Annotated in this window: 15 protein-coding genes; 3 read left to right on the forward strand and 12 right to left on the reverse strand. The window is 63.3% G+C overall.

Annotated features, from left to right (window positions below):
* Nucleotides 1–332, forward strand: a 332-nt coding sequence (locus tag KA184_03610; GenBank protein MBP8128642.1) for a VIT1/CCC1 transporter family protein, incomplete at its 5' end; no start/stop codon positions are given.
* 140 nt (nt 333–472) lie between these two features.
* Here KA184_03610 and KA184_03615 read toward each other — a convergent pair.
* The 6 genes from KA184_03615 to KA184_03640 all read right to left on the reverse strand — a co-directional run bounded on the left by KA184_03615 (nt 473) and on the right by KA184_03640 (nt 8,997).
* Complete coding sequence (locus KA184_03615) at nt 473–2,881, reverse strand: hypothetical protein (GenBank protein MBP8128643.1); 2,409 nt, start codon at nt 2,879–2,881, stop codon at nt 473–475.
* Nucleotides 2,882–2,967: 86 nt separating this feature from the next.
* Complete coding sequence (locus KA184_03620; protein ID MBP8128644.1) at nt 2,968–4,119, reverse strand: SGNH/GDSL hydrolase family protein; 1,152 nt, start codon at nt 4,117–4,119, stop codon at nt 2,968–2,970.
* Between the two features lie 288 nt (nt 4,120–4,407).
* Nucleotides 4,408–5,394 carry an ankyrin repeat domain-containing protein gene (locus KA184_03625; GenBank protein ID MBP8128645.1) on the reverse strand — a complete coding sequence of 329 codons (987 nt, stop codon included), beginning with the start codon at nt 5,392–5,394 and terminating at the stop codon, nt 4,408–4,410.
* A gap of 286 nt (nt 5,395–5,680) precedes the next feature.
* Complete coding sequence (locus KA184_03630) at nt 5,681–6,814, reverse strand: hypothetical protein (protein ID MBP8128646.1); 1,134 nt, start codon at nt 6,812–6,814, stop codon at nt 5,681–5,683.
* Nucleotides 6,815–7,064: 250 nt separating this feature from the next.
* On the reverse strand, nt 7,065–8,054 hold the full coding sequence (locus KA184_03635) for a methyltransferase domain-containing protein (GenBank protein MBP8128647.1): 990 nt from the start codon (nt 8,052–8,054) through the stop codon (nt 7,065–7,067).
* A 94-nt stretch (nt 8,055–8,148) separates the two neighbouring features.
* A complete protein-coding gene (locus KA184_03640; protein ID MBP8128648.1) occupies nt 8,149–8,997 on the reverse strand; it encodes a hypothetical protein in 849 nt (282 codons plus the stop codon).
* A gap of 370 nt (nt 8,998–9,367) precedes the next feature.
* Here KA184_03640 and KA184_03645 point away from each other — a divergent pair, with 370 nt between their 5' ends.
* Both KA184_03645 and KA184_03650 read left to right on the forward strand, forming a co-directional pair.
* Nucleotides 9,368–10,222, forward strand: a complete 855-nt coding sequence (locus KA184_03645; GenBank protein ID MBP8128649.1) for an SDR family oxidoreductase — start codon at nt 9,368–9,370, stop codon at nt 10,220–10,222.
* A 35-nt stretch (nt 10,223–10,257) separates the two neighbouring features.
* Nucleotides 10,258–11,424 (forward strand): MFS transporter, encoded by a 1,167-nt coding sequence (locus KA184_03650; GenBank protein ID MBP8128650.1) that lies wholly within the window; start codon nt 10,258–10,260, stop codon nt 11,422–11,424.
* Nucleotides 11,425–11,556: 132 nt separating this feature from the next.
* On the opposite strand, the gene KA184_03655 is transcribed toward KA184_03650, so the two are convergent.
* From KA184_03655 to KA184_03680, 6 genes are all read right to left on the reverse strand, one after another.
* Nucleotides 11,557–12,261, reverse strand: a complete 705-nt coding sequence (locus KA184_03655) for a rubredoxin (protein ID MBP8128651.1) — start codon at nt 12,259–12,261, stop codon at nt 11,557–11,559.
* 217 nt (nt 12,262–12,478) lie between these two features.
* Complete coding sequence (locus tag KA184_03660; protein MBP8128652.1) at nt 12,479–13,801, reverse strand: hypothetical protein; 1,323 nt, start codon at nt 13,799–13,801, stop codon at nt 12,479–12,481.
* A 433-nt stretch (nt 13,802–14,234) separates the two neighbouring features.
* Nucleotides 14,235–15,572: a hypothetical protein gene (locus KA184_03665; protein MBP8128653.1), complete on the reverse strand. Its 1,338-nt coding sequence runs from the start codon at nt 15,570–15,572 to the stop codon at nt 14,235–14,237.
* Nucleotides 15,573–16,087: 515 nt separating this feature from the next.
* A complete protein-coding gene (locus KA184_03670; protein ID MBP8128654.1) occupies nt 16,088–17,188 on the reverse strand; it encodes an alpha-mannosidase in 1,101 nt (366 codons plus the stop codon).
* Nucleotides 17,189–17,387: 199 nt separating this feature from the next.
* Nucleotides 17,388–18,347: a TIGR02452 family protein gene (locus KA184_03675; GenBank protein MBP8128655.1), complete on the reverse strand. Its 960-nt coding sequence runs from the start codon at nt 18,345–18,347 to the stop codon at nt 17,388–17,390.
* A gap of 50 nt (nt 18,348–18,397) precedes the next feature.
* Nucleotides 18,398–18,636: hypothetical protein (locus KA184_03680; protein MBP8128656.1), on the reverse strand; the 239-nt coding region annotated here is incomplete at its 5' end.

Genomic DNA, 18,636 nt, shown 5'->3' on the forward strand with positions numbered 1-18,636 from the left:
AGCCCGAACAGGCGCTCGACGAGATGGTCCGCGAAGAACTCCAGATCGGCCCCTCGCACACCTCGCCCATGCGCGAGGCCGTGATCACCGGCTCCGCCACCGCCGTCGGCGCGCTCATCCCCGTGCTTCCGTTCCTGTTCCTGAGCGGCTGGGCCGCCGCCGGTGTGTCCTTCACCATCGCCATGCTCGCCCACTTCGGCGTGGGAGCCGCGCGCAGCGTGTTCACCGGCCGCGGCATCTTCCGGAGCGGCTTCGACATGTTCGTCGTCGGCCTCGGCGTCGCCATCGCCGGATACGTCATCGGGGATTTGCTCGTCGGCCTGCTGGCATAGTCTCGCAGAGCGACTGGATCGGGGACTGCCCCGTCACGGGAAAAAATCACCGGGTCGTCGGCAAGGCCCCGGCTGTCACGCTTGTCCATATAAAGCGGATAACAAAAATAAAACTGGAACGAAAGGCCGCATCTGCCCATTCACCCGCCGCAGCGATTGGCGCCGGGGTTCAACTCGTGGCGCGAGCCGTCGGGCAACACGGCGGTTCCTCGGACGCCCTCCGGCAGCGTTGCCTGGAGCACAAAGCGGTCCCCGTTCTCCCAGCGAAGGGCGATATCGCCGTGCGGCGTCGGCACCGTACCCTCGGTCCACGCGAGCGCGCCCGGCCACGGCTGGATCAGCACCTCGGCAAAGCCCGGCGCCACCGGCTTCACGCCGAGGACCATTCTCATGAGCCGGTAGGTAGGCGTGGCGCTCCAGGCGTGGCATTCGCTGCGCGGCTCGTCCGGCGTTTCCCACCACGTGGTCGCGCCGAGGTCGAGCATGTGTTGCCACCGGTCCAAGTCGTGGATGACGTACTCCTGGCGCCCGAGCATTTCCGCGGCTTCGTGCAGGTAATGCGCGAAATAGAAGGTCGTGCCGCGCAGCGCGGGGTCGGTGAACAGCCGCTCCGCGATGCGCGCCTTGCGCGCGTCGTCCGCAATGCCGAAGAGGACGGCAAACACGTTGACGTGCTGGCTGAACGTGCGCGTGGCAATTCCGTCGCGGTAGAGGCCGGCGTCTTCGTCCCAGGCCCGTTCGAGCGCGTCGGTCACGCGCGCGGACTCCTCGCGGCAGCGCTGCGCCGTGAGCGGGTCGCCGATGAGGTCAAAGAGCCGTGCGGCGATGTCGAGGCAGCCTTTGTAATGCATCGTGCTGAGCGTGCAGTTCTCCGCGTGCGCGCCGGGCACGCCGCTCTTCTCGTAGGTCCAATCGTAGAAGTTCCAGTACGGCAGGTCCGCGATGAAACCCTGCCCGGTCTTGTGCTGCTCGTAGAAGCGCAGGATCGACGCGACCGTATGCGCGCATTCGCGCACGAGCGCCGTGTCGCCCGTGTGCCGGTTGTAATCGTCGAGCATCTGAATCCAGCACAGCGAATAACCGGGGATCACCTGGAACACGTGGTTCGGGTAGCGCGACTGGACCAGTCCCTCGGGGATGGCGGAAGCCTGCAACTGCCGGATCGCGTTGGCGGGCAGGAGCGGGTCGCCGGACGCGTAGAACGTCACCAGCACCTGAATCCGCGTGTCGCCGCCGTACTGCAGCCGCTCGTAGAACGGGCAGTCCTGGTACGTGTCGAAGGCGCACATGCGCTGCGTGTACCAGCCCATGTCCCAGATGCGGTTGAGACGCTCGTCGGAACAGCGGAACTTGCCGCGCTCGGGAAATGGGTAGCCGGTCCAGTCGTAGGCCAGCAAATGCAGCGTGAGCGGCGCGCTCGGCCGCGCGGCAATGCGGATGAAGCGGAACGTGCGGTGCAGGAACGGCTGGTAGTCCTGGCGCCCCTCGCGGAGGGTGTAGACGTCGCTCGCGCCTTCGATCCACGCGCCGTCGAGCGCGTCGCGCCGGTCTTTCTTCCGGTTCTTGGACGGCGCCTCGGCGTACATGACCTCGACGGCGTCGCCCGCCGCGCCTTCCAACGAAACGGTCACGAACCCGTTCACGAGCCTGCCCGCGTCGAGCACGGCGTAATGCGTCTCGCCGTCCGCGGGAAAGACGAGCGGCAGCGCGGCGGCAGCGTCTTCCTCGGGACGCACCAGATAGCCGAACGGCGGCGCGGCCGCATTCCCGCGCACGACGCCCGTCTGCACCACGGCACAGGCCGCCGGGGCGTGGCGCTCCGGCGCCGGGATGCGACGCGGGTACAGTTTCCAGGGCGTATAGGTGTCGCCCCGCTCGCCCCATTTCTCCGCGCGGCAGATGACTTCCGCCGCGCGCCACGCACTGTCGTCGAAGCCGCCCTGCTCGAAGCCCAGCGGGACGCCGCGCCCGTCCACGCGCTCGTACCAGAAGGCCGCGCCGTGGCCGCGCGTGCCTTCTTCGCCGCCGCCCGCATGCGCCGGGCTCACGAGCGTGCGCCATTGCCCATCCGACTTCAATTCTGGCGAATCGAACAGGAATGCGGGCTTCATGCTGCACTGAAAATAGGGGATGCGGTTCGTTTCGAGTCCCCAGAACAGGACCAGCGCCGCGATGACGTTTTCGCCCGGCTGCACCGCGCCCGAAAGGTCGAGCGTGTCGTACGCCTCGTGCATGGGGTCAAAGCGCGCCGGCCCGCGGAACGCCTCGCGCCCGTTGACGTATAGCACATATTGGCTGTCCGCGGTGACACAGGTCCGCCCGAACGACGCGGGGTCTTTCACGTCAACCACGCGCCGCACGTAGAACGCCTGGCCCGCCGCGTCCGACCGCAACTCCAGCCCCGGCCCGATCCACTGCGCCTCGAACGCGCCCGGTTTTTCCTCCATCACCACGGGACACCACTCGGCGCGCGCTGCGTTCATGAACACGATCCCTATCGCGATTTTTCCAAGACTGCATGCAAGACGCTGGCCCAAAGATGAAGACACGGCTTCGCCCTCCTCGCGGGACGTCTCCCCCGCGCCGCCTGATTATAGCGGGAAGACGCAACGTTTGCTGCGGCTGTGTATGTGGGTCACTGCGCCGCGGCGGCAAGCGCTTTTCGCAGCACGGGTTCGATGGTGTCCGCCATGCGGAGAAAGCCCACGTCGGTGGGATGGGTTCCGTCCACGGTGGATTCGTTGTCATCGCCGAACATGCCGTCGCAGGGCACGTAATACAGGCCGGGAACGCCTTCCGCGGCAAGACGGTCGAAGGCCGCCTTCAGCGCGGCGTTCTTGCCTTCGTAGGACGCCTGCGCGGCCGCGACGAACCAACTGTGTTCGTACGGCACGCACTCGACCAGTACGATTGGGGTGTCAGCATGGGCGGCGCGCAGGACGCGAACAAGGGGCTCGGTGCGCTCCGTGACCAGCTCGGGGGACAGATTAGGCCCGCAATCGATCACGTACGCGGCCACATCCAGCTGCGCAATGAGGTCGGTCACGGGCGGGTCCATTCTGCCGTTGCCGGAAAAGCCCAGGTTAATGAACGGCCGGTCGAAGCGCCGCGCAAGAATGGCCGGATAGGCCATGCCGGGGCGCGACGCGCAGCCACCCTGCACGATGGACGTGCCCCAGACGAGCACGGCCTTGGCGCGTTCCGGCGGATACGCCGGGGCCTTGCTGATTGACGCGCCAGCCTGCACGCCAATTTCGAGCGATTCGGCCCCATTATACAGCGGCAGGTACAACAGGTATTCGTGTGCGCCTTCGGGCACGCCGGAGACCAGCACCTGCTCGTTCCCGGTGGCGACTGACGGGCGGCCTTGGCCGGCCCAGCCCCAGGAACCGTCCGTACGCCGGGCGTACAGGTCCAGCCCACTCACGCCCGTGGCGGGCATGTGCGCCATGGCAAGGTCCTGCGACCGTAACGACCAGCGCGCCGACACCGACCGCGAATCCGTCACAAAACGCACGCACAGGCCCGCCGTATCGTGTCCCAGCGACCACACCGGCTCGGGCACGACGCCCTTCGCCGCCGCCGGGAGCCGGTCATAGGGGTGTTCGAGCTGCGTCCAGCCCTGTCCCTCGAGACCGAGGTCGAGCGCATTGAACCAGAACGTCGCGCCGTCCGCCGAGGGCGCGCCTCTCGACGCATCCAGCGGCTGCCCGGCCGCCATCAACGCAGGCATGACGGTCAGAAATAGAATCCAGAAGACATGTGCGGCCTTGTGACGCATGAACATCGCTTTATCTCCGTTTGAGCCGGTTTTGCGGCGCTTCCCGAGTATGGAGAGAATAAGGAATGGCCGCCGCTGGCGCAACAGAAACGAAAACCGCCTGGCGCGAAAGATTTGGACCTCGAAATGAAAGGACCTGTTGGCTGCCACGCGGCGTGAGCCCTCATAACGCCCGATGGCAGTCACGAATGCAAAGGCTCTTCGTGCCATGGCAGAGTGTGACGGGCGTAATGATCCACAGGCTCGGCGCAATTGAGTCTGCTGGACAACTGAGTGCCTGCTTGCAGTCACATCTCAGCCGTAAGCGTGCTGCAACAAGGAAATAATGGTCTCGAAGCCGGAAAGACGAGGCGAGCCAGGAGCTGTTGCCGCAAGAGCGTCTCGGGCCACGTCCAGAGGAGAGTGACCGTCCTGATTCAACGCGGTGACGCTGGCGCCTTCGGCAAGCAGATATTCGGTCAGGGCAGGAAGCCCCTGGCACGCTGCATAATGCAGGGCCGTCCAGCCCGTTTCGTCAGGTTCATTGATTGCCGCGCCGTGTTCCACCAACAGCGGTACGGCCGTGCATAGCCACCGGGCGAATTCCTCCAGTTCATCGTCAAAGACCACGGGTTCCGCGAGCATTTTCTGGAGATAGAATTGCGAAGGTTCCACACGGGCGCCGTGCCGCAAGAGCAATTCCAGAATTCCGGAGTGGCGGGATTCGATGGCTTCCCCCAAGGGGGCGGGCGCGCCTTCCGGGACGCCGTTTACATCTGCGCCATGTTGGATGAGAAATTCAAGAAACGACATCGGGGCACTGCCCTTCGCCACAGCCTCGATCGCGCAACCAAGCGGTAGACGCGCCGCGTCGCACCACGGCATCTTGACTTCGTCCAGGTAGAATCCTGCGTCCTGGCGCTCGTTCATCAGACGTTGAAATGCTTCAGCATCTATCTTCTGCTGAATATATGCGACGGGCTGGTCCATCCGGCAGCCGTATCGAAGGAATACCTCGACGAAGTCTTCTCTTCCCGTCTCCAAGGCAATCATGAACGGCGGCTTAATGGATTCTCCCGGCTGCGGCTGGGATTTGCTGTACTCAGCCGCGGAAGGAAGCGCATAGGGGTTTGCCCCATCCTGCAGCAAGCGCTGGACCTCCATGACGTTGCCTGCTTCGATTGCGGCGGTCAGCGGCGATTTCCAATGACCTCGGCGGGCGCGCCATCTGCGCATGAACAGGAAGAATGAAGCGAACAATACTGCGAGGCATAACAATACCCACCATGCTTCCGCGCTCATGACTAAGCCGCTCCTTGGACCGGATATCGGAATAGATGTGCGTTGGAGACATCACCCCGGCAGAAAGCAATATACTGGACACTCACCTGCACAATCCAACACTCACCGCAGGACGGCTGCAACGGCGTCACGGCACCTGGCCTGGAAGGCTAAGCCTTGGTTCCGTTCCCATCCTGCGAGCCGCGACCGCGAAGGTATTCAGGGTTACGCGTCAATAAGGTCCGCACACACGACCGTCTCGAAGACGGGTGTGGGCCGGTCTTGCCCCGTTGAAGATTCAGCCGGCTCATCCGCCGAGTTTCACCGGTGCGGGTCCGAAGTTGAGGCGCCCGGCGAAGTCCTTGTCAAAGACGAAGGGCATGCGAAACGCTATACTGTCGATATTGACAAAGGTGTCGAAGATGTCGCCCTGCGCCGTCGTGATAGGGAACCCGACGCGTGACGACTTGATCGAGCCTTCAAGTATGCCAGTTTCGGTCCCGTCCGTGTCGAAATCCAGCGTGGCGCCTTCCAGGTCCACGAAACGGGCGCTGGGCGGCGATAGTTGCAGGAACCCGAACACGAGCGGCAGGACAAGGCCCTGATTCAGATTGCCTGCAGTTATTTCCAACAACTCGGCACTGGGCGTTGCGAAATCAATCCGGTAGGCGATGGCCAGGAACATCGGCCCGAACGTCAGACCGCGACCGCGTCGCCCGAAGATTTCGCCAAGGTCAGCCTTGACCGGGAAGAGTTCCCCATCGTAAGCGAGAGCGCCGCCGAAGACCATCGCGTTTGCCTGACCAAAGCTCGGATCGGTTGGCGCAACGAGCGGATAAAGACTGCCCGGTGAGAAGCCGAACCGACCGAAGCCGTCGGGGCCTATGGTTTCCTGCAATCCGGTGGTGAAACCGCGGAAGAACCCATCTGACGGCAGGATGTTGCTCACGGCATCGACGTCCCCGTTCTCTTCGCCGGGGGGATCAAAGAACGCGAGAAACTGTGAAAAGAATACCTGGTTCTCCCTGTTCTCGTCGTAGCCCAGCCGCGGGTATTGCATGTCCGTCGGGCTGCGGAACGTGGCGGCGAAGGCAAAGTCCTCCTTCAGGCGTATGTCAAACGCCACCTGGTCGGCAAAACCATTCTCATCCTTGCACGAGAGCAGCACGGTTACAGGAGTCGTGAATTCAAAAGAGAAGCTGCGGTCGGTCACGTTCAGTTCTTCCGGCGTGGTCTGCTGCAATCCGGTTATGGTCAGGAAGAATGCCTGCACGCTGTGGCTGACCAACAGGTTCTCGTTTTCGAACGCCCACTCGATGGTTATCGTTTCACCGGGGCTTGCTGCGGCGACGGAGGTGGATACGGCGGCATACTTCAACTGGTCCCGCGGGCAACCGCACAGGACCACGCACGCCATGAGAGCCAGACCGACACACGTCACGGTCCTCGCCGCACAAACACGACCCCTCCGGGAAAAACAAGAAGACATGACTCGCACCTCGCCTTTCGAATGTGACTGCGCCTGCCCCAGCCCCAACGTTGGAAGGGAAACACCGCGGCAGTTCTTTCTGTTCCAGCCTCCAGAAGAAAGACGGAGATGCCTCACATTACCGGCAAGAAACGCAGGTGAACCCCCGGCTCAGGTGCCTGGACCACGCGCCGACAACAGAGAAGTCGCGCAGACTGCCGGACTAGGGTTTGAACGCCTCAACGACAGCGTCCATGCTCTGTGCGGGGATCAGGAGCTCCACCCCTGTGAACCCCGCCTTTTCCAGCGTTTCGCGGATTTCACCCAGGGTATAGCAGTTGCCGCCGGCGGTGGCCGCGAGCATGTTGACGGCAAACAGGGCGCCGCCAATCGGCTGGGTACGGTCCGGCGAGAGGACGAAATCGCGGATGAGGAGCCTGCCGCCCGGCGTCATGGCGCGGAAGGCCCGCTCGTACAACGCCACGTTCTGTTCGGGGCTGTTTTGATGGATGATGGCGGAAAGCAGGGCAAGGTCGTGACCACCGGGCAGTTCGTCGGCGTAGAAATCGCCGCCGGCGAGGTCGAAGCGGTCCATCAGGTCCGTATTCGCAAGGCGCGTGCGGGCCAGTTCGATAACGGAGGGACGATCAAACACGGTGGCGCGCATGGCCGGGTATTCGCGCAGGAATGCTTCCGCGTACGTGCCGGTGGCGCCGCCAATATCCAGCAGGCGCGCGCTCGCATGCGCGCGCACCGCCTTCGCCAGCGCTGCGGCCGATTCGCGGGCAACCACATGCATCGCCCCCACAAAAGCCGCAATCTCATCGTCATCGTGAAACACCTGCGGCGCCCGGTTTGCGCCGCCCTGCCGGACGATGCCGGTCAGTTCAGACCAGAAGCCCCAGAGACTCGCATTATGTTTGACCATCGGCAACACGGATGTTGGCGCATCGTCCGTCAGCAGTGCGGCAACGTCCTGCGGACATGTATAGCGATCGTTCTCCTTCGCGAGCAGGCCCATGGCCGAGAGGGCATCGAGCAGGATCGCCGTGCCTCGCGGCGCGCTGTGCAGCGCGCCGGTAATCTCGTCCAGGGACTTGCCTCCCCGCGCAAGCAGCGGGAACACCCCCAGTTCCACGGCTGTGAGCAAGATACGCGACTCCGTAAAGGCCCGCGACAAACTGATTACCGAATCGGCATTCCACCGTCTCATGTGGCGGTTCCATCCTCTTTTGGGCGGCCTGACAAAACACGAACGCATGATTATGAAGGATGCGGACGGTGCGGAACAATCGGCGCGGCCGGGTTCAAGCGTTCTTCTTGTCGAGCGAGCGCTTGCTGCGCGTGCGCTGGAGCGTGACCTCCGGCTTGCGCCGTTCGAGGATCGACAGCGAAATCTCGATGTCTTCCTTTGCCTCGTCGGGCGTGAGCGCACCGACGGTGACCATGTCCTGGTCGCGGATGGTGCTCCACACGAACGCAAGGCCCACGAGCGGGCTCAAACGACCGGCCGCCATCGGCTTGATTGTCATCACCGGTTTCCTGGCCTCATGGATGACCCGGTGCACCCAATCGATTTCAACCTGCATGAGAAAACCGAGCGCATTATAGATTTGGATATACGTCTCCGCGTCGAGGCCGCATTGGTCGGCGTAAACCGGCGTTTCGGGCATATGCGTCGAGAGACCGGGAATCATGTCGCGCTCGCGGATCATCGCACACACCTTGTCCATATCCCGGATCGTCTGCGTCGTGCGGTCCACCAGCGCGTCCACCGCGCTCGAATGGGGCAGGCAGAACCGCGCGCCCTTCGCCGCGCACGCGTCGAGCACGATGGCGGCCCGGTCCAGGTCCACCCCACCCTCTTTGAGCGGCGCCCACGGCGTATCCACCAGGATCATCGCCTTGCCGGTTCGATCCTGCGCCTCATGGACCGCATCCATCAGCAGCGGTAGTCCCGTCATACCCATGACCGTGTCGATACCCGCGTTCAGAAAGACCTCAAGCACGTCGGCGACCTTCTTGGCGTCCTGATAGCGCTTGATGAAGTTGTCCTTCGCGACGGTCTGGTGCGACCAGCCCAGAAACCAATTGGTCCCGATGATCATGCGCGACACGCTCAAGCCGCCCACTTCCGTCCGGGGAAACGCGTTCATGCGAAATCTCCGTTGTTCGGCGCCCGCGATTCAAGATAGGCGATAGTATAGCCCAAGTCCGATGCACCCAAAGGAAAACGCAAACGGCACCGCCCCGCCGTCATTCCCGCGCGTGCGCAAACCGAGTACGGAATCTCGCACGGCGCGTTACCTGGGGATAAACCCGCGGTGAAAACCTGCACCTGGAACGGGGCGGCAGCCGCGCGCGCATCATTGCGGGTTCTTTCATCGTTGCGCATGCCGCGACGCAACGCGGCCCGGCGGCGGTCTGCCGCGTCTCAGACTGAGAAGGTCCGATTCTTGTACCCTCTGGAACGCCTAGTGTATCTTCCATGTGAGCACCGCAAGATCCACACGGAGGGGCGCGCACATGAGCGACATCAAGCACTTCTTCATCACGGGCTGCGCAAGCGGCATCGCGAAGCATTTGACGGGCGTGCTGTTGCGGCAAGGTCACCGTGTTTTCGCGACGGACGTGAATCCGTCCGCGCTGGAACAGGCGGCGCGGGACAATGCATGGCCGGAGGACCGCGTGCGCTTGCGCGCGCTCGACGTGCGCGACGCGGATGCCTGGGAGGAGGTCTTTGGCGCGGCGGCCGGGGAATTCGGCCACATCGACGTGTGTATGAACATCGCGGGGCTGCTGCTGGCCGCATGGGCGACCGAACAGCCCATCAACGAGGTTCACAGCCAGATCGACGTCAACGTGAAAGGCGTCATATTCGGAACTCGCGCGGCAGCGCGTCACATGGCGCCCCGGGGCAAGGGGCACATCGTCAATATCGCGTCCATCGCCGGACTGACCCCCGTGCCGGGCATGGCAGTCTACGCGGCCTCAAAATATGCCGTCCGCGCATACTCCCTGTCCGTGAACCTGGAACTGCGCAAGAAAGGGGTGTACGTCGTCGCCATTTGCCCCGCGTCGGTTCAGACGCCCATGCTCGACGGGCAGTTGTACAACGACGCGGCGGACCTCTTCTACTCGGGGTACCGCATGCTGACGGTGGAAGAGATCGAGCACGCGATCCTGCATCGCGCGCTGCGGCGCAAACCGCCTTACGAGGTGCATATACCGCGCCTCAAGACGAAGCTGGCGAAGCTGGCTGATATCATCCCGGCGATGTGGCCGGTTTTCGAGCCGCTGTACAAGCGGAGCGGGCGCCGCCGCCAGGCACAGAGGCGGACCGGCGGAAAACAAGGCCCGTCCGGCAAATCGAACGGTTAGAGCGGGACATCCGGAGCTTTTCCGTGAAGCGCAGAATGCCGCGCATTGTCGTAGCGCTCGGCTTGGCGAGCCTGCTGACAGACCTCTCGAGCGAGATGATCTACCCGCTGTTGCCCGTGTTCCTGACCACGGTGCTCGGCGCGGGCGCGATGACGTTGGGATTGGTCGAGGGGCTCGCCGAAACGGTTGCCTCGTTATTGAAAGTGGTCTCGGGCGCGTGGAGTGACCGCACCGCGCGGCGCAAACCATGGGTGGTGCTGGGCTATGGCGTCGCAGGCGCGGCGCGCCCGCTGATCGGCCTTGCGCCGTCCTGGGGTTTCGTGCTGGCGATGCGGTTCACGGACCGCATCGGCAAGGGGTTGCGCACTTCGCCGCGCGACGCGCTGATCGCCAATGCCGTACCCGCGAACGAACGGGGCCGCGCCTTCGGCTTTCAGCGCAGCATGGACCATCTCGGCGCCGTGCTCGGGCCGCTGGTTGCCGCCGCGCTGCTCTCGCTGGCGGCATTCTCCCCGCAAACCGTATTCCTGACAGCGGGGATTCCCGCCGCGCTGGTCATGGTCGTGCTGCTGGTTGGCATACGCGAACCGCCGGCCGATACGCCGCACGGAGTAACCGGGGGACGCGGGTCATTCGGCGCGCTCCCGCAGGATTTCAGGCGATATCTTGCCGCTTTGCTCGTATTTACGCTTGGCAATTCGACCGATGCGTTTATTCTGCTGCGGTTGTCAGAGGCAGGCGTACCCTTGGAATGGGTGGCCGTATTGTGGTCGTTGCACCACGTCGTGAAAACCGGCTCCGCCTACATTGGCGGGGCCCTTTCCGACCGGTTCGGCCGCAAGCGCCTCGTCGTCTCGGGGTGGGCCGTGTATGCGCTCGTGTATCTCGCTTTCGCGCTCGCGCAGACGCCCGCCGCGATGGTCGCGACGTTTCTCGTCTACGGGCTCTACTACGGGCTTTGTGAGCCGACCGAACGCGCTTGGGCCGCCGATCTCGCGCCCGCGCATCTGCGCGGCACGGCGCTGGGCTGGTATCACGGCGCGATTGGGGTCGCGGCGTTGCCCGCAAGCCTCCTGTTCGGCTGGGTCTGGACCCAGTTCGGCGCGGCGGCGGGCTTCGGCATGGGCGCGGCACTCGCGGGTCTTGCTGCGGCGATGCTGTCGCGGGTGAAGGACCGGATTGCGGGCGAGTTCGGCCCCTGATGCATCGGCAGCCCTCGCGTTGCGCAAGGCTCGCCCCAGGCTTCGCCCGCCTTCGAAGAGAGCAGGCTTTGGGTCGCTACAACAGACAGCACCGGGACCGCGAGCGAAGTCCTGCCCCACGCCGGGCGGGCGCTACGATTCCCTGACGAACTCGGATTTTCGGGCGCCGCAAACCGGACAGACCCAGTCTTCGGGCAGTTCCGCGAAATGCGTGCCTGGCGGGACCCCGGCGTCCGGGTCGCCCTCGGCCGGGTCGTAGACATAGCCGCAAACGGGGCATACGTACTTCGGGGAACACTGAGGCGCGGCGCTGACCGGCTCTTCCTTGGCCGGCTCGATGTAGGTCGGCGCGTTCTTGGGCGCCTTGCCCTTCTTGACATCCCGGTAATACGCGTAGGACAGCGGCGCGGCGGCGTCATCAAGGACATCTCCATCCACCACTTCGCCGATGAAGAGCTGGTGCGTGCCGGTGTCAAGAGTCTGAGTCACGTTACATTCAAACCAGGCCAGTGTGTCTTGCAGCAAGATGGGCGCGCCGGTCCGGCCTATGCGGTGCTTCACGGAAGCGTATTTGTCCGCCACGCTGCCCGACTGGTAGCCGAACAGGCCTATCGTCTCCGACGAAGCGTCCTGCCGCAACACGGAGACGGCAAAGGCAAGGCTCTCCCTGATTAGGCGGCACGTGTAGTTGTCCTTGTTGCACGCCACGGCAAACCTGGCTGGCTTCGAGGTAACCTGAAAAACGGTGTTGGCGACGTAGCCGTTGACCCGCCCGCCGCTGGCCGAGCTTACTACATACAGGCCATAGGAAACCTTGAAGAACACTTCGCGATTCATGATATGCAATCCCTCTCAATGAGTTCCGGCTTACCGGCATGCGCCTGGCCGTCCATCGGGCACCCCATCGTGCGAGGCGGCGCAGCGCTCCGGCGAACTGCGCCTGGATTTTCCGCGGCGGATGCTCCGCCGAGGCATGCTGCCCCAGCCTCACATCATGAGATGAGCATACCGGAAGGTGCGGCCACGAATACAAGCGTCCCACCTTGCCGGCGCTTCATGAATAGAAGAAATACGCCGTCGCCTTGCATGCGGCGTCGCAGCGGACACGCACCCAGTGCGCGGAAAAGCCGTCCGGAAATTCGTAATGCACGTACGCTCCGGCGGGAACATCAAGAATCTCATACCGAGACCAGGTCCCATCGCCCAGGAAGTCCACCTCAACCGTAAACCGTGCGTTGTGTGGCGCATCATGCCGGAGATGGACGCTTTTCTTGTCGAAGCCGGTCATCAGGTAAGGGTCTGACGGCGTGTCCGCCACAACCTCGGTGTCCTGCCAGGGGCCGCCCCAGCCCGCGGGCTTCCCCATCTGCCAGAGCGCGTCTATATTGCCAAACCAGAGCCCCGACTGCGGCTGTCCGACCGCATTGTCCGTCTGGTCGCCCGCCATGACGAACAGGCCGCGCCAATAGCAGAAATCCGGCACAATGCGCAGGTGGGCGCAAATGGGCCGGATGCCCCAGACCTTGCCGCCATAGACCAGTGGGGGCAACTCGTAGAAGAGCCCGTGCAAATCCATCAGGTACCGTTCCGTCTGCGCCTCACGGATGCGCATCCATTCCGTGTTCCAGGTGTGGTCGTACGCCTGGCTCGCCTTTGGCAGCAGATAGCGCGACCATGTCCCGTCATGAAGAACCCGGAGGATGGCGCTTGACCTGCACCAACCCGTCGCATACAGCGTGTTGCCATACCTGCTCCCCGCGCGCGGGTTCTGTTTGCCGGAGACTTCGACGAACGGGTTTCGCTCCAGTACGGTCCACTTCTCTCCGTCCCACTCGGCCAGGCAGCCGCTGGCGCGTTCGCCCAGATACTCCTCCTCTTCGTACGTGTTGTTAGCCACCACGACCCGGTTCTGCGCGGTAAAACAGCCCTTGAAATGTGGTTGGCCCTCTATGCCAAGCTGCTGGACCAGGTCGGCCTTCTGCCGCGTTTCCAGCGTCGTCAAGTCGGTCTCGAACAACAAACCCTCCATCGTAAGGAAATAGGCCATCGTCTCCGGGTGCTCGAGATGCCGCGCCGTAGCGGTGAGCCGGTGCGTCTTCAGCGTGTCAATGGTGCGGACACGGCCCTCGGCATCAATCACGTGGGGACCGATAACGACCTGGCCCGTCTCCCAATGCACCATGCGATTCGCGAACGTGCCCGTCACCGACTCGGGGCACAGGCGCATGGTCATGTCATCGCTGATTTCATACAAGCCGATGCCCTGACCCTTGATGTGCGCGACGTAGCCAATGGCCCACAGCTTGTCCGCCCAGGGAATAAGCGCCCCGATGCCGGTTTCGCTGTTGCTCCCGACCCCCGGAGCATACACGGTCATGCCGGGAAAGACGCCTTCCACCTGAACCGGACCGTCGTGGCCAGGCCGCGCCTCGGCGCCCATGCACGCGCAAGCGATTACCAGACATTTGAACAGCATCGCGCAATTCCCCACGTAAGAACGCGCCGGTCGTTGTTGTCGCCATTATATGGAAGACCCACAAGTGAAATGAATGAAGCGGTTTCCGTGGCGCGGCCAATAGCATCCGTCTTCCACGGCGTCAGAATAGTTGGGAACGTCCCCAAGACTCCACAGGCGGCAGATGAGCCAGAGGCGCCGCTGCTGCGAGCGCGTCTTGGGCCAAGGCCCGGCAAGCCGGAAGGAAAATGGCGCCTCGCCCATGGTCTTCGTCACGGCTTCAGTCCCTGACGACAAAGGGCGGCCCCTTTCGGGCCGCCCTTCCCTACAACCACTATGGCCGCTGATTCAGCGGCTACTGACCGATGGGACAGAGGTATCCGCCATTGAGACTCATGCCGCCGGTGACAAACAGAGGTCCAATTACGAGGCCGGGGCCGACGGGCGATTCACAACTCGTGTCTATATCGCCGACATATTCGTGGCCGACCCAGACGGAGATCATGGGTGGCATCAGGCCGTTGATGCCGGGGCCGTTCGCCGTGAGTTCCGCGTACGGGTCCACGCAGCCCCAGAAGAACGGCACGCTGCTGCCGACAGGCGTCACAGCGACGTGGATGCAATCCCCTTCGCCAAGGAACTGGAAACTAAGCTCGGTTACGCCACCTTCACAAGGGCCGCACACATATTCCTGGATCACGGGGCAGAGTTCGAGTTCCTCGTCGCTCTTGCCCGAGACCACCCTGAAGTCGCCGATCAGCAGCCCTGGCCCGACCTGAGTGCTGCAATCGGTGTGAATCAACGCGTCAATCTGATAGTTGACGAAGGTGTAAATCTCTGGCGCAAGGTCACCCTGCAGCGTAATCAATTGGCCCGGCTGGACGGTACCGACAAAGAGCGGACCCAAGGCCATGTTCATGGGATAGATGTGCACCATGGCTTCGCAAGAGCGGATGTACTCAAGTACTAATTCGTTGACGACTCCCTCACAGCCGCAGTCGTCCTCGCCCTCGCCTTCGCCCTCGCCCTCGCCCTCGCCCTCGCCTTCGCCCTCGCCTTCGCCTTCGCCCTCGCCCTCGCCTTCGCCTTCACCCTCGCCCTCGCCTTCGCCTTCGCCGCCGCAGCATTGCAGGGCAAAGGGCGCCACGAAGTACCAGCGGTTGCTGTGCTCGCCGGGCGTGTCGCCGCCCCAAGCCGTCTCGCTCTGGATTTCGTTGCCGTCTTCATCCAGCAGCGCCACGACCGCATGGGCAAAGATGTAGAGCGGGACGTCGCAGGTCCACTGCGCCAAGCCAAGATCAGATAATGGAATGGTAAAGGTGTACTCCGCCAAGGGTCCGGAGAAATCCGGGTCGTCGTCGCTGTTGTAAGGGAACTGCCCGGGAACGGGCGCGCCATTGCCGGAACCGTAGCCCGGATAGTCCGTGTCGCTGAACCCGACATGAACGTGCGCCCCGGTGATCACCCAGCCGTTGGCCGTCGCGTAGGTCACGTACAGGTTATCGACGTCGTTCGAGATGACCACCGACCCGGCGTCGATATTCTGACCCGCCGTCAGCGGCTGCAATGAGACTTCGCCACAGGAGGGATGCGAATCATCTTTGTCCCAGTCGCCGTCGAAGCTCAGTATGGGTTCTGTTGCTTGTTTCGGCGGGCACCCAGCCAGCAACACCATCGCAGCCGTCAGGAGCACGCTACACGCTCCGTACCTCAAGAACCTGCTTGCCTTGTACATGTCGTTTCTCCTCGTTTAGTAAAAACGCACCCCGTGTTGGCAGACAGAAGACTAGAAGAGCATATTACGATGCCTGTCTTGCCGACACCTGAAAATGGACCCGGCGTGTTTTCCATCAAGAAGACACCGCATGGGCCCCCTGCCAAGTCCATGCTCAAAAGAGTTCTACTGCCGTCTAATCAGAAGCGCCCTCTTGCTCTCGCTTGAGAGACGCGACCAGATGTAGATTATCACAGAATGCCGCTAATGTCAAGAATTTGTCAGTGTGGTTCATGGAAAGCTATCGTCAGCGCACTCCCAGGCAAGGGGAAATGGCCACCGGGAGCGCATCGGAGGCCATTGGTCTTTTGTTACGATATTCGGTCCTTTTAAAGAACTCCCGGACCTCCAGATGCGCCACACCCTGTAAGTCTTTTTACAGCAATATCTTACGATGTGGGGTTACCAGCCTCTACCGGCCGAGTGCGGGCCTTTCACGGCGCACCCATCCGTTCCATGTCCCAGCGGTGGACCCAATAGGCCGTGCGGTCGAGGTAGTAGGACGGCGGCAGCCCTTCGTAGTCGAGGTAGGTAAACGCCTTCGTGCGCTTGGGAATGGCCGGCTCGATTTGCGTACCTTCGTGCCACTCGTTGAACGACGTAATCGAAATGAAGTCCGGAGTTGCCGCGAGAGCCGCCTCGAATGCGCGGTCGTAATACGCGCCTCTCTCTCGAGCGCGCGTATTCGCGTCATTCCACGGGCGGATGCGCGTGTCGCAGTAGCCCGGCCCCACGCTCGGGATGAACAGGAGCCCGTTTCCCCGCGCAAAGGACCCGAGCGCGGGCCAGTTCGCCAAGGTTGAACCGAAGACGAACCCATCGCTGGCGAAATACGTGTAGAATCCGTCAAAACCCGCACTCACCAGCGCCGGGCCGTCGGCTGCCTTTACCCAGAGGCCAATGGCCAGCACATCGTGCTCCGTCCCCCGGACCGTGCATGCGCCGTCTCTGCCGAAAACGGTCGCCCACTCCGCCGGCGTCGTGAGATAGGAGTCGTACAGATAGACCATGGTCCGGTTACCGCGCGCGGGGTCGCGAAAGAGCGCGGGATGGCCGCCGTATTTGTCCAGCAGATAGACCAGCGCGTCACGCGTCGTGGCGGCGTTCCGGCCGGGGAACGGCTCGATGTGGAAACAGACCTGCATATTGCAGGACGCGGCGGCGGCGAATACCGTTTCCAGAGCCTCGTCCGAGTAATCACCGCGCCCCCACCACGTGACGGCCACGACGCCGGCGCCCGCGTCCCGCAACTGGGCCATGTGCCGCGCCGTGTCCGCGCGGCTGTTCGAGCTGTACAGGCCCATCTCCGGGTAGAAATTGGCGCCGATGTCGTCCGGCGGCCGGTGGTGCGCCCCTCCCCCTTCTCGGAGAATCACCTCGTGGTCCCAGTGCCGCCATGCGCCGTCCGTTTGTGGGTTGCCATACCACGTGTAATAGAAGGCATGCACGTTGCGCGACGGCGCCGCCTTCTCATCCCCCGCCGCCACCCACGCCGCCGATATTGCCAGCAGCACGACCAGCCATCTCGAATTCATCACGGCACTCCCCTCTTGTGAAATGGGCCCGGGAACCACCGCTGCCCGCACTTCACGGCGCGCTCCCGGATGTCTCTTCAGCTCTTGACCAGGAAGAGGCGCCATCGGTGACGTCAAAAGCCCGCAACAACCAGTTTTCCGCGCGGCCACGGTACACGCCATGCACACCCGGGGCACGTTCCCGGCGTACCGCCGCCGGTCAGGCGGAAACCGGGCCGAATTCCGCCTCAAAAGGCGCGATATGCCGCCTTGCCGGCGAGGAGTCGCACACGGCAAACGTAACGTGAGCATACGCGCCCGCGAATTCCTGCAGAAGCGCCTGCTTGAATAAACGGGCTATTTGCACCGGGTCATTTCTGAACACGCCGCACCCCCAAGCGCCCAGGATGATGGTGTCGTGCCCTTTGGCCAATCCTATGCCCAGGACCTTGCGTATCCGCCGGGCCATGGCCGGCAACACCTCGTCTTTACGCGCAGGGTCCAGCGCGCCGGCATTGACCGCCGGAGCCGTAATCACGCCGGCGCGGAGGGGGTCTTCCAGCAGCATGCCGTCATCATCGCGAAAGAACGGCACCGCGGGGGAATAGATCGCGTAATCGGTGTAGAGAAAATCCTTGAGCCGCCGGTGGAATCCGTACATGGGCTGGCCCTTCAGGCAGACATAGAGCGCGGAAGACCGCACGATGCTTTCCTCCTGCGCCTGCGCCCCGTTGAGAAAGCCTCCGCCAACGTTCTTGGCCGACGCAAAATTCAGAAGCACAGCGCTGCGGCCGAGCCTGACCAGCCGCCGGGCCGCCGCGAGCGTTGTTTCACTGACGACTTCAAACCTGGTCTCAACGGGCTCCCAGCGCGTTTGCTCGGGTTCCCTGTCGGGAGGATAGGCGCAGGTTCCCCGCACGGCCTGCGCGATTGCGGCCTTCAGGTCGACCCGCTTGCCCGACGGCGTCAAATACTCGCCCGACCGGGCGATGGCCACTGTCTCTTCTGCCTGTTGAATGCGGATTTGCTGCACTTTGCGCACGTGACTGCTCCCGGGTGTTTCCGCGGCGATTCTATCAGAGGACTGCGATGTGGCACTCGTTTCGCGGCCGCAGGCAAATGCCCCTGCGGCGGTCTGGCGAAAAACGGGCCAATGGATACGGGAAACGCGCGGAGGCATCCGCACAAGGCTCGAGGGCGCCAGAAGGTCCGTCACGCGCACCCTGCCGGTTATTCGGGAGCCGCGAGCGGCGGCGCGATCTGGGCGTACAACTCAACCGGCCAGAGCCCCAAGCGCTCGAACCCTTCGGGTACGCCTTGCTTGAACTGGACATAGGCCCGGACGGTTCCCTTCGTCGTGTAGCTGACCGCTTCGGAGGCGGGTCCGGTTGTGAACACGCTATATCCCGCGAGCGTGCAGTCTTCCAGGTCCACATGCAAGCGCCCGATATCCCGGTGGTTCTCCGTGC

The organism is Candidatus Hydrogenedentota bacterium (genome assembly GCA_018005585.1).
Lineage (GTDB): Bacteria > Hydrogenedentota > Hydrogenedentia > Hydrogenedentales > JAGMZX01 > JAGMZX01.

Excerpts from the sequence above, each read along its gene's own strand:
- KA184_03620 (MBP8128644.1), bottom strand. The coding sequence starts at position 4,119 with ATGTTCATGCGTCACAAGGCCGCACATGTCTTCTGGATTCTATTTCTG.
- KA184_03625 (MBP8128645.1), bottom strand. The coding sequence starts at position 5,394 with ATGAGCGCGGAAGCATGGTGGGTATTGTTATGCCTCGCAGTATTGTTC.
- KA184_03635 (MBP8128647.1), bottom strand. The coding sequence starts at position 8,054 with ATGAGACGGTGGAATGCCGATTCGGTAATCAGTTTGTCGCGGGCCTTT.
- KA184_03640 (MBP8128648.1), bottom strand. The coding sequence starts at position 8,997 with ATGAACGCGTTTCCCCGGACGGAAGTGGGCGGCTTGAGCGTGTCGCGC.
- KA184_03645 (MBP8128649.1), top strand. The coding sequence starts at position 9,368 with ATGAGCGACATCAAGCACTTCTTCATCACGGGCTGCGCAAGCGGCATC.
- KA184_03650 (MBP8128650.1), top strand. The coding sequence starts at position 10,258 with ATGCCGCGCATTGTCGTAGCGCTCGGCTTGGCGAGCCTGCTGACAGAC.
- KA184_03655 (MBP8128651.1), bottom strand. The coding sequence starts at position 12,261 with ATGAATCGCGAAGTGTTCTTCAAGGTTTCCTATGGCCTGTATGTAGTA.
- KA184_03660 (MBP8128652.1), bottom strand. The coding sequence starts at position 13,801 with ATGACCGTGTATGCTCCGGGGGTCGGGAGCAACAGCGAAACCGGCATC.
- KA184_03670 (MBP8128654.1), bottom strand. The coding sequence starts at position 17,188 with ATGAATTCGAGATGGCTGGTCGTGCTGCTGGCAATATCGGCGGCGTGG.
- KA184_03675 (MBP8128655.1), bottom strand. The coding sequence starts at position 18,347 with ATGCCTCCGCGCGTTTCCCGTATCCATTGGCCCGTTTTTCGCCAGACC.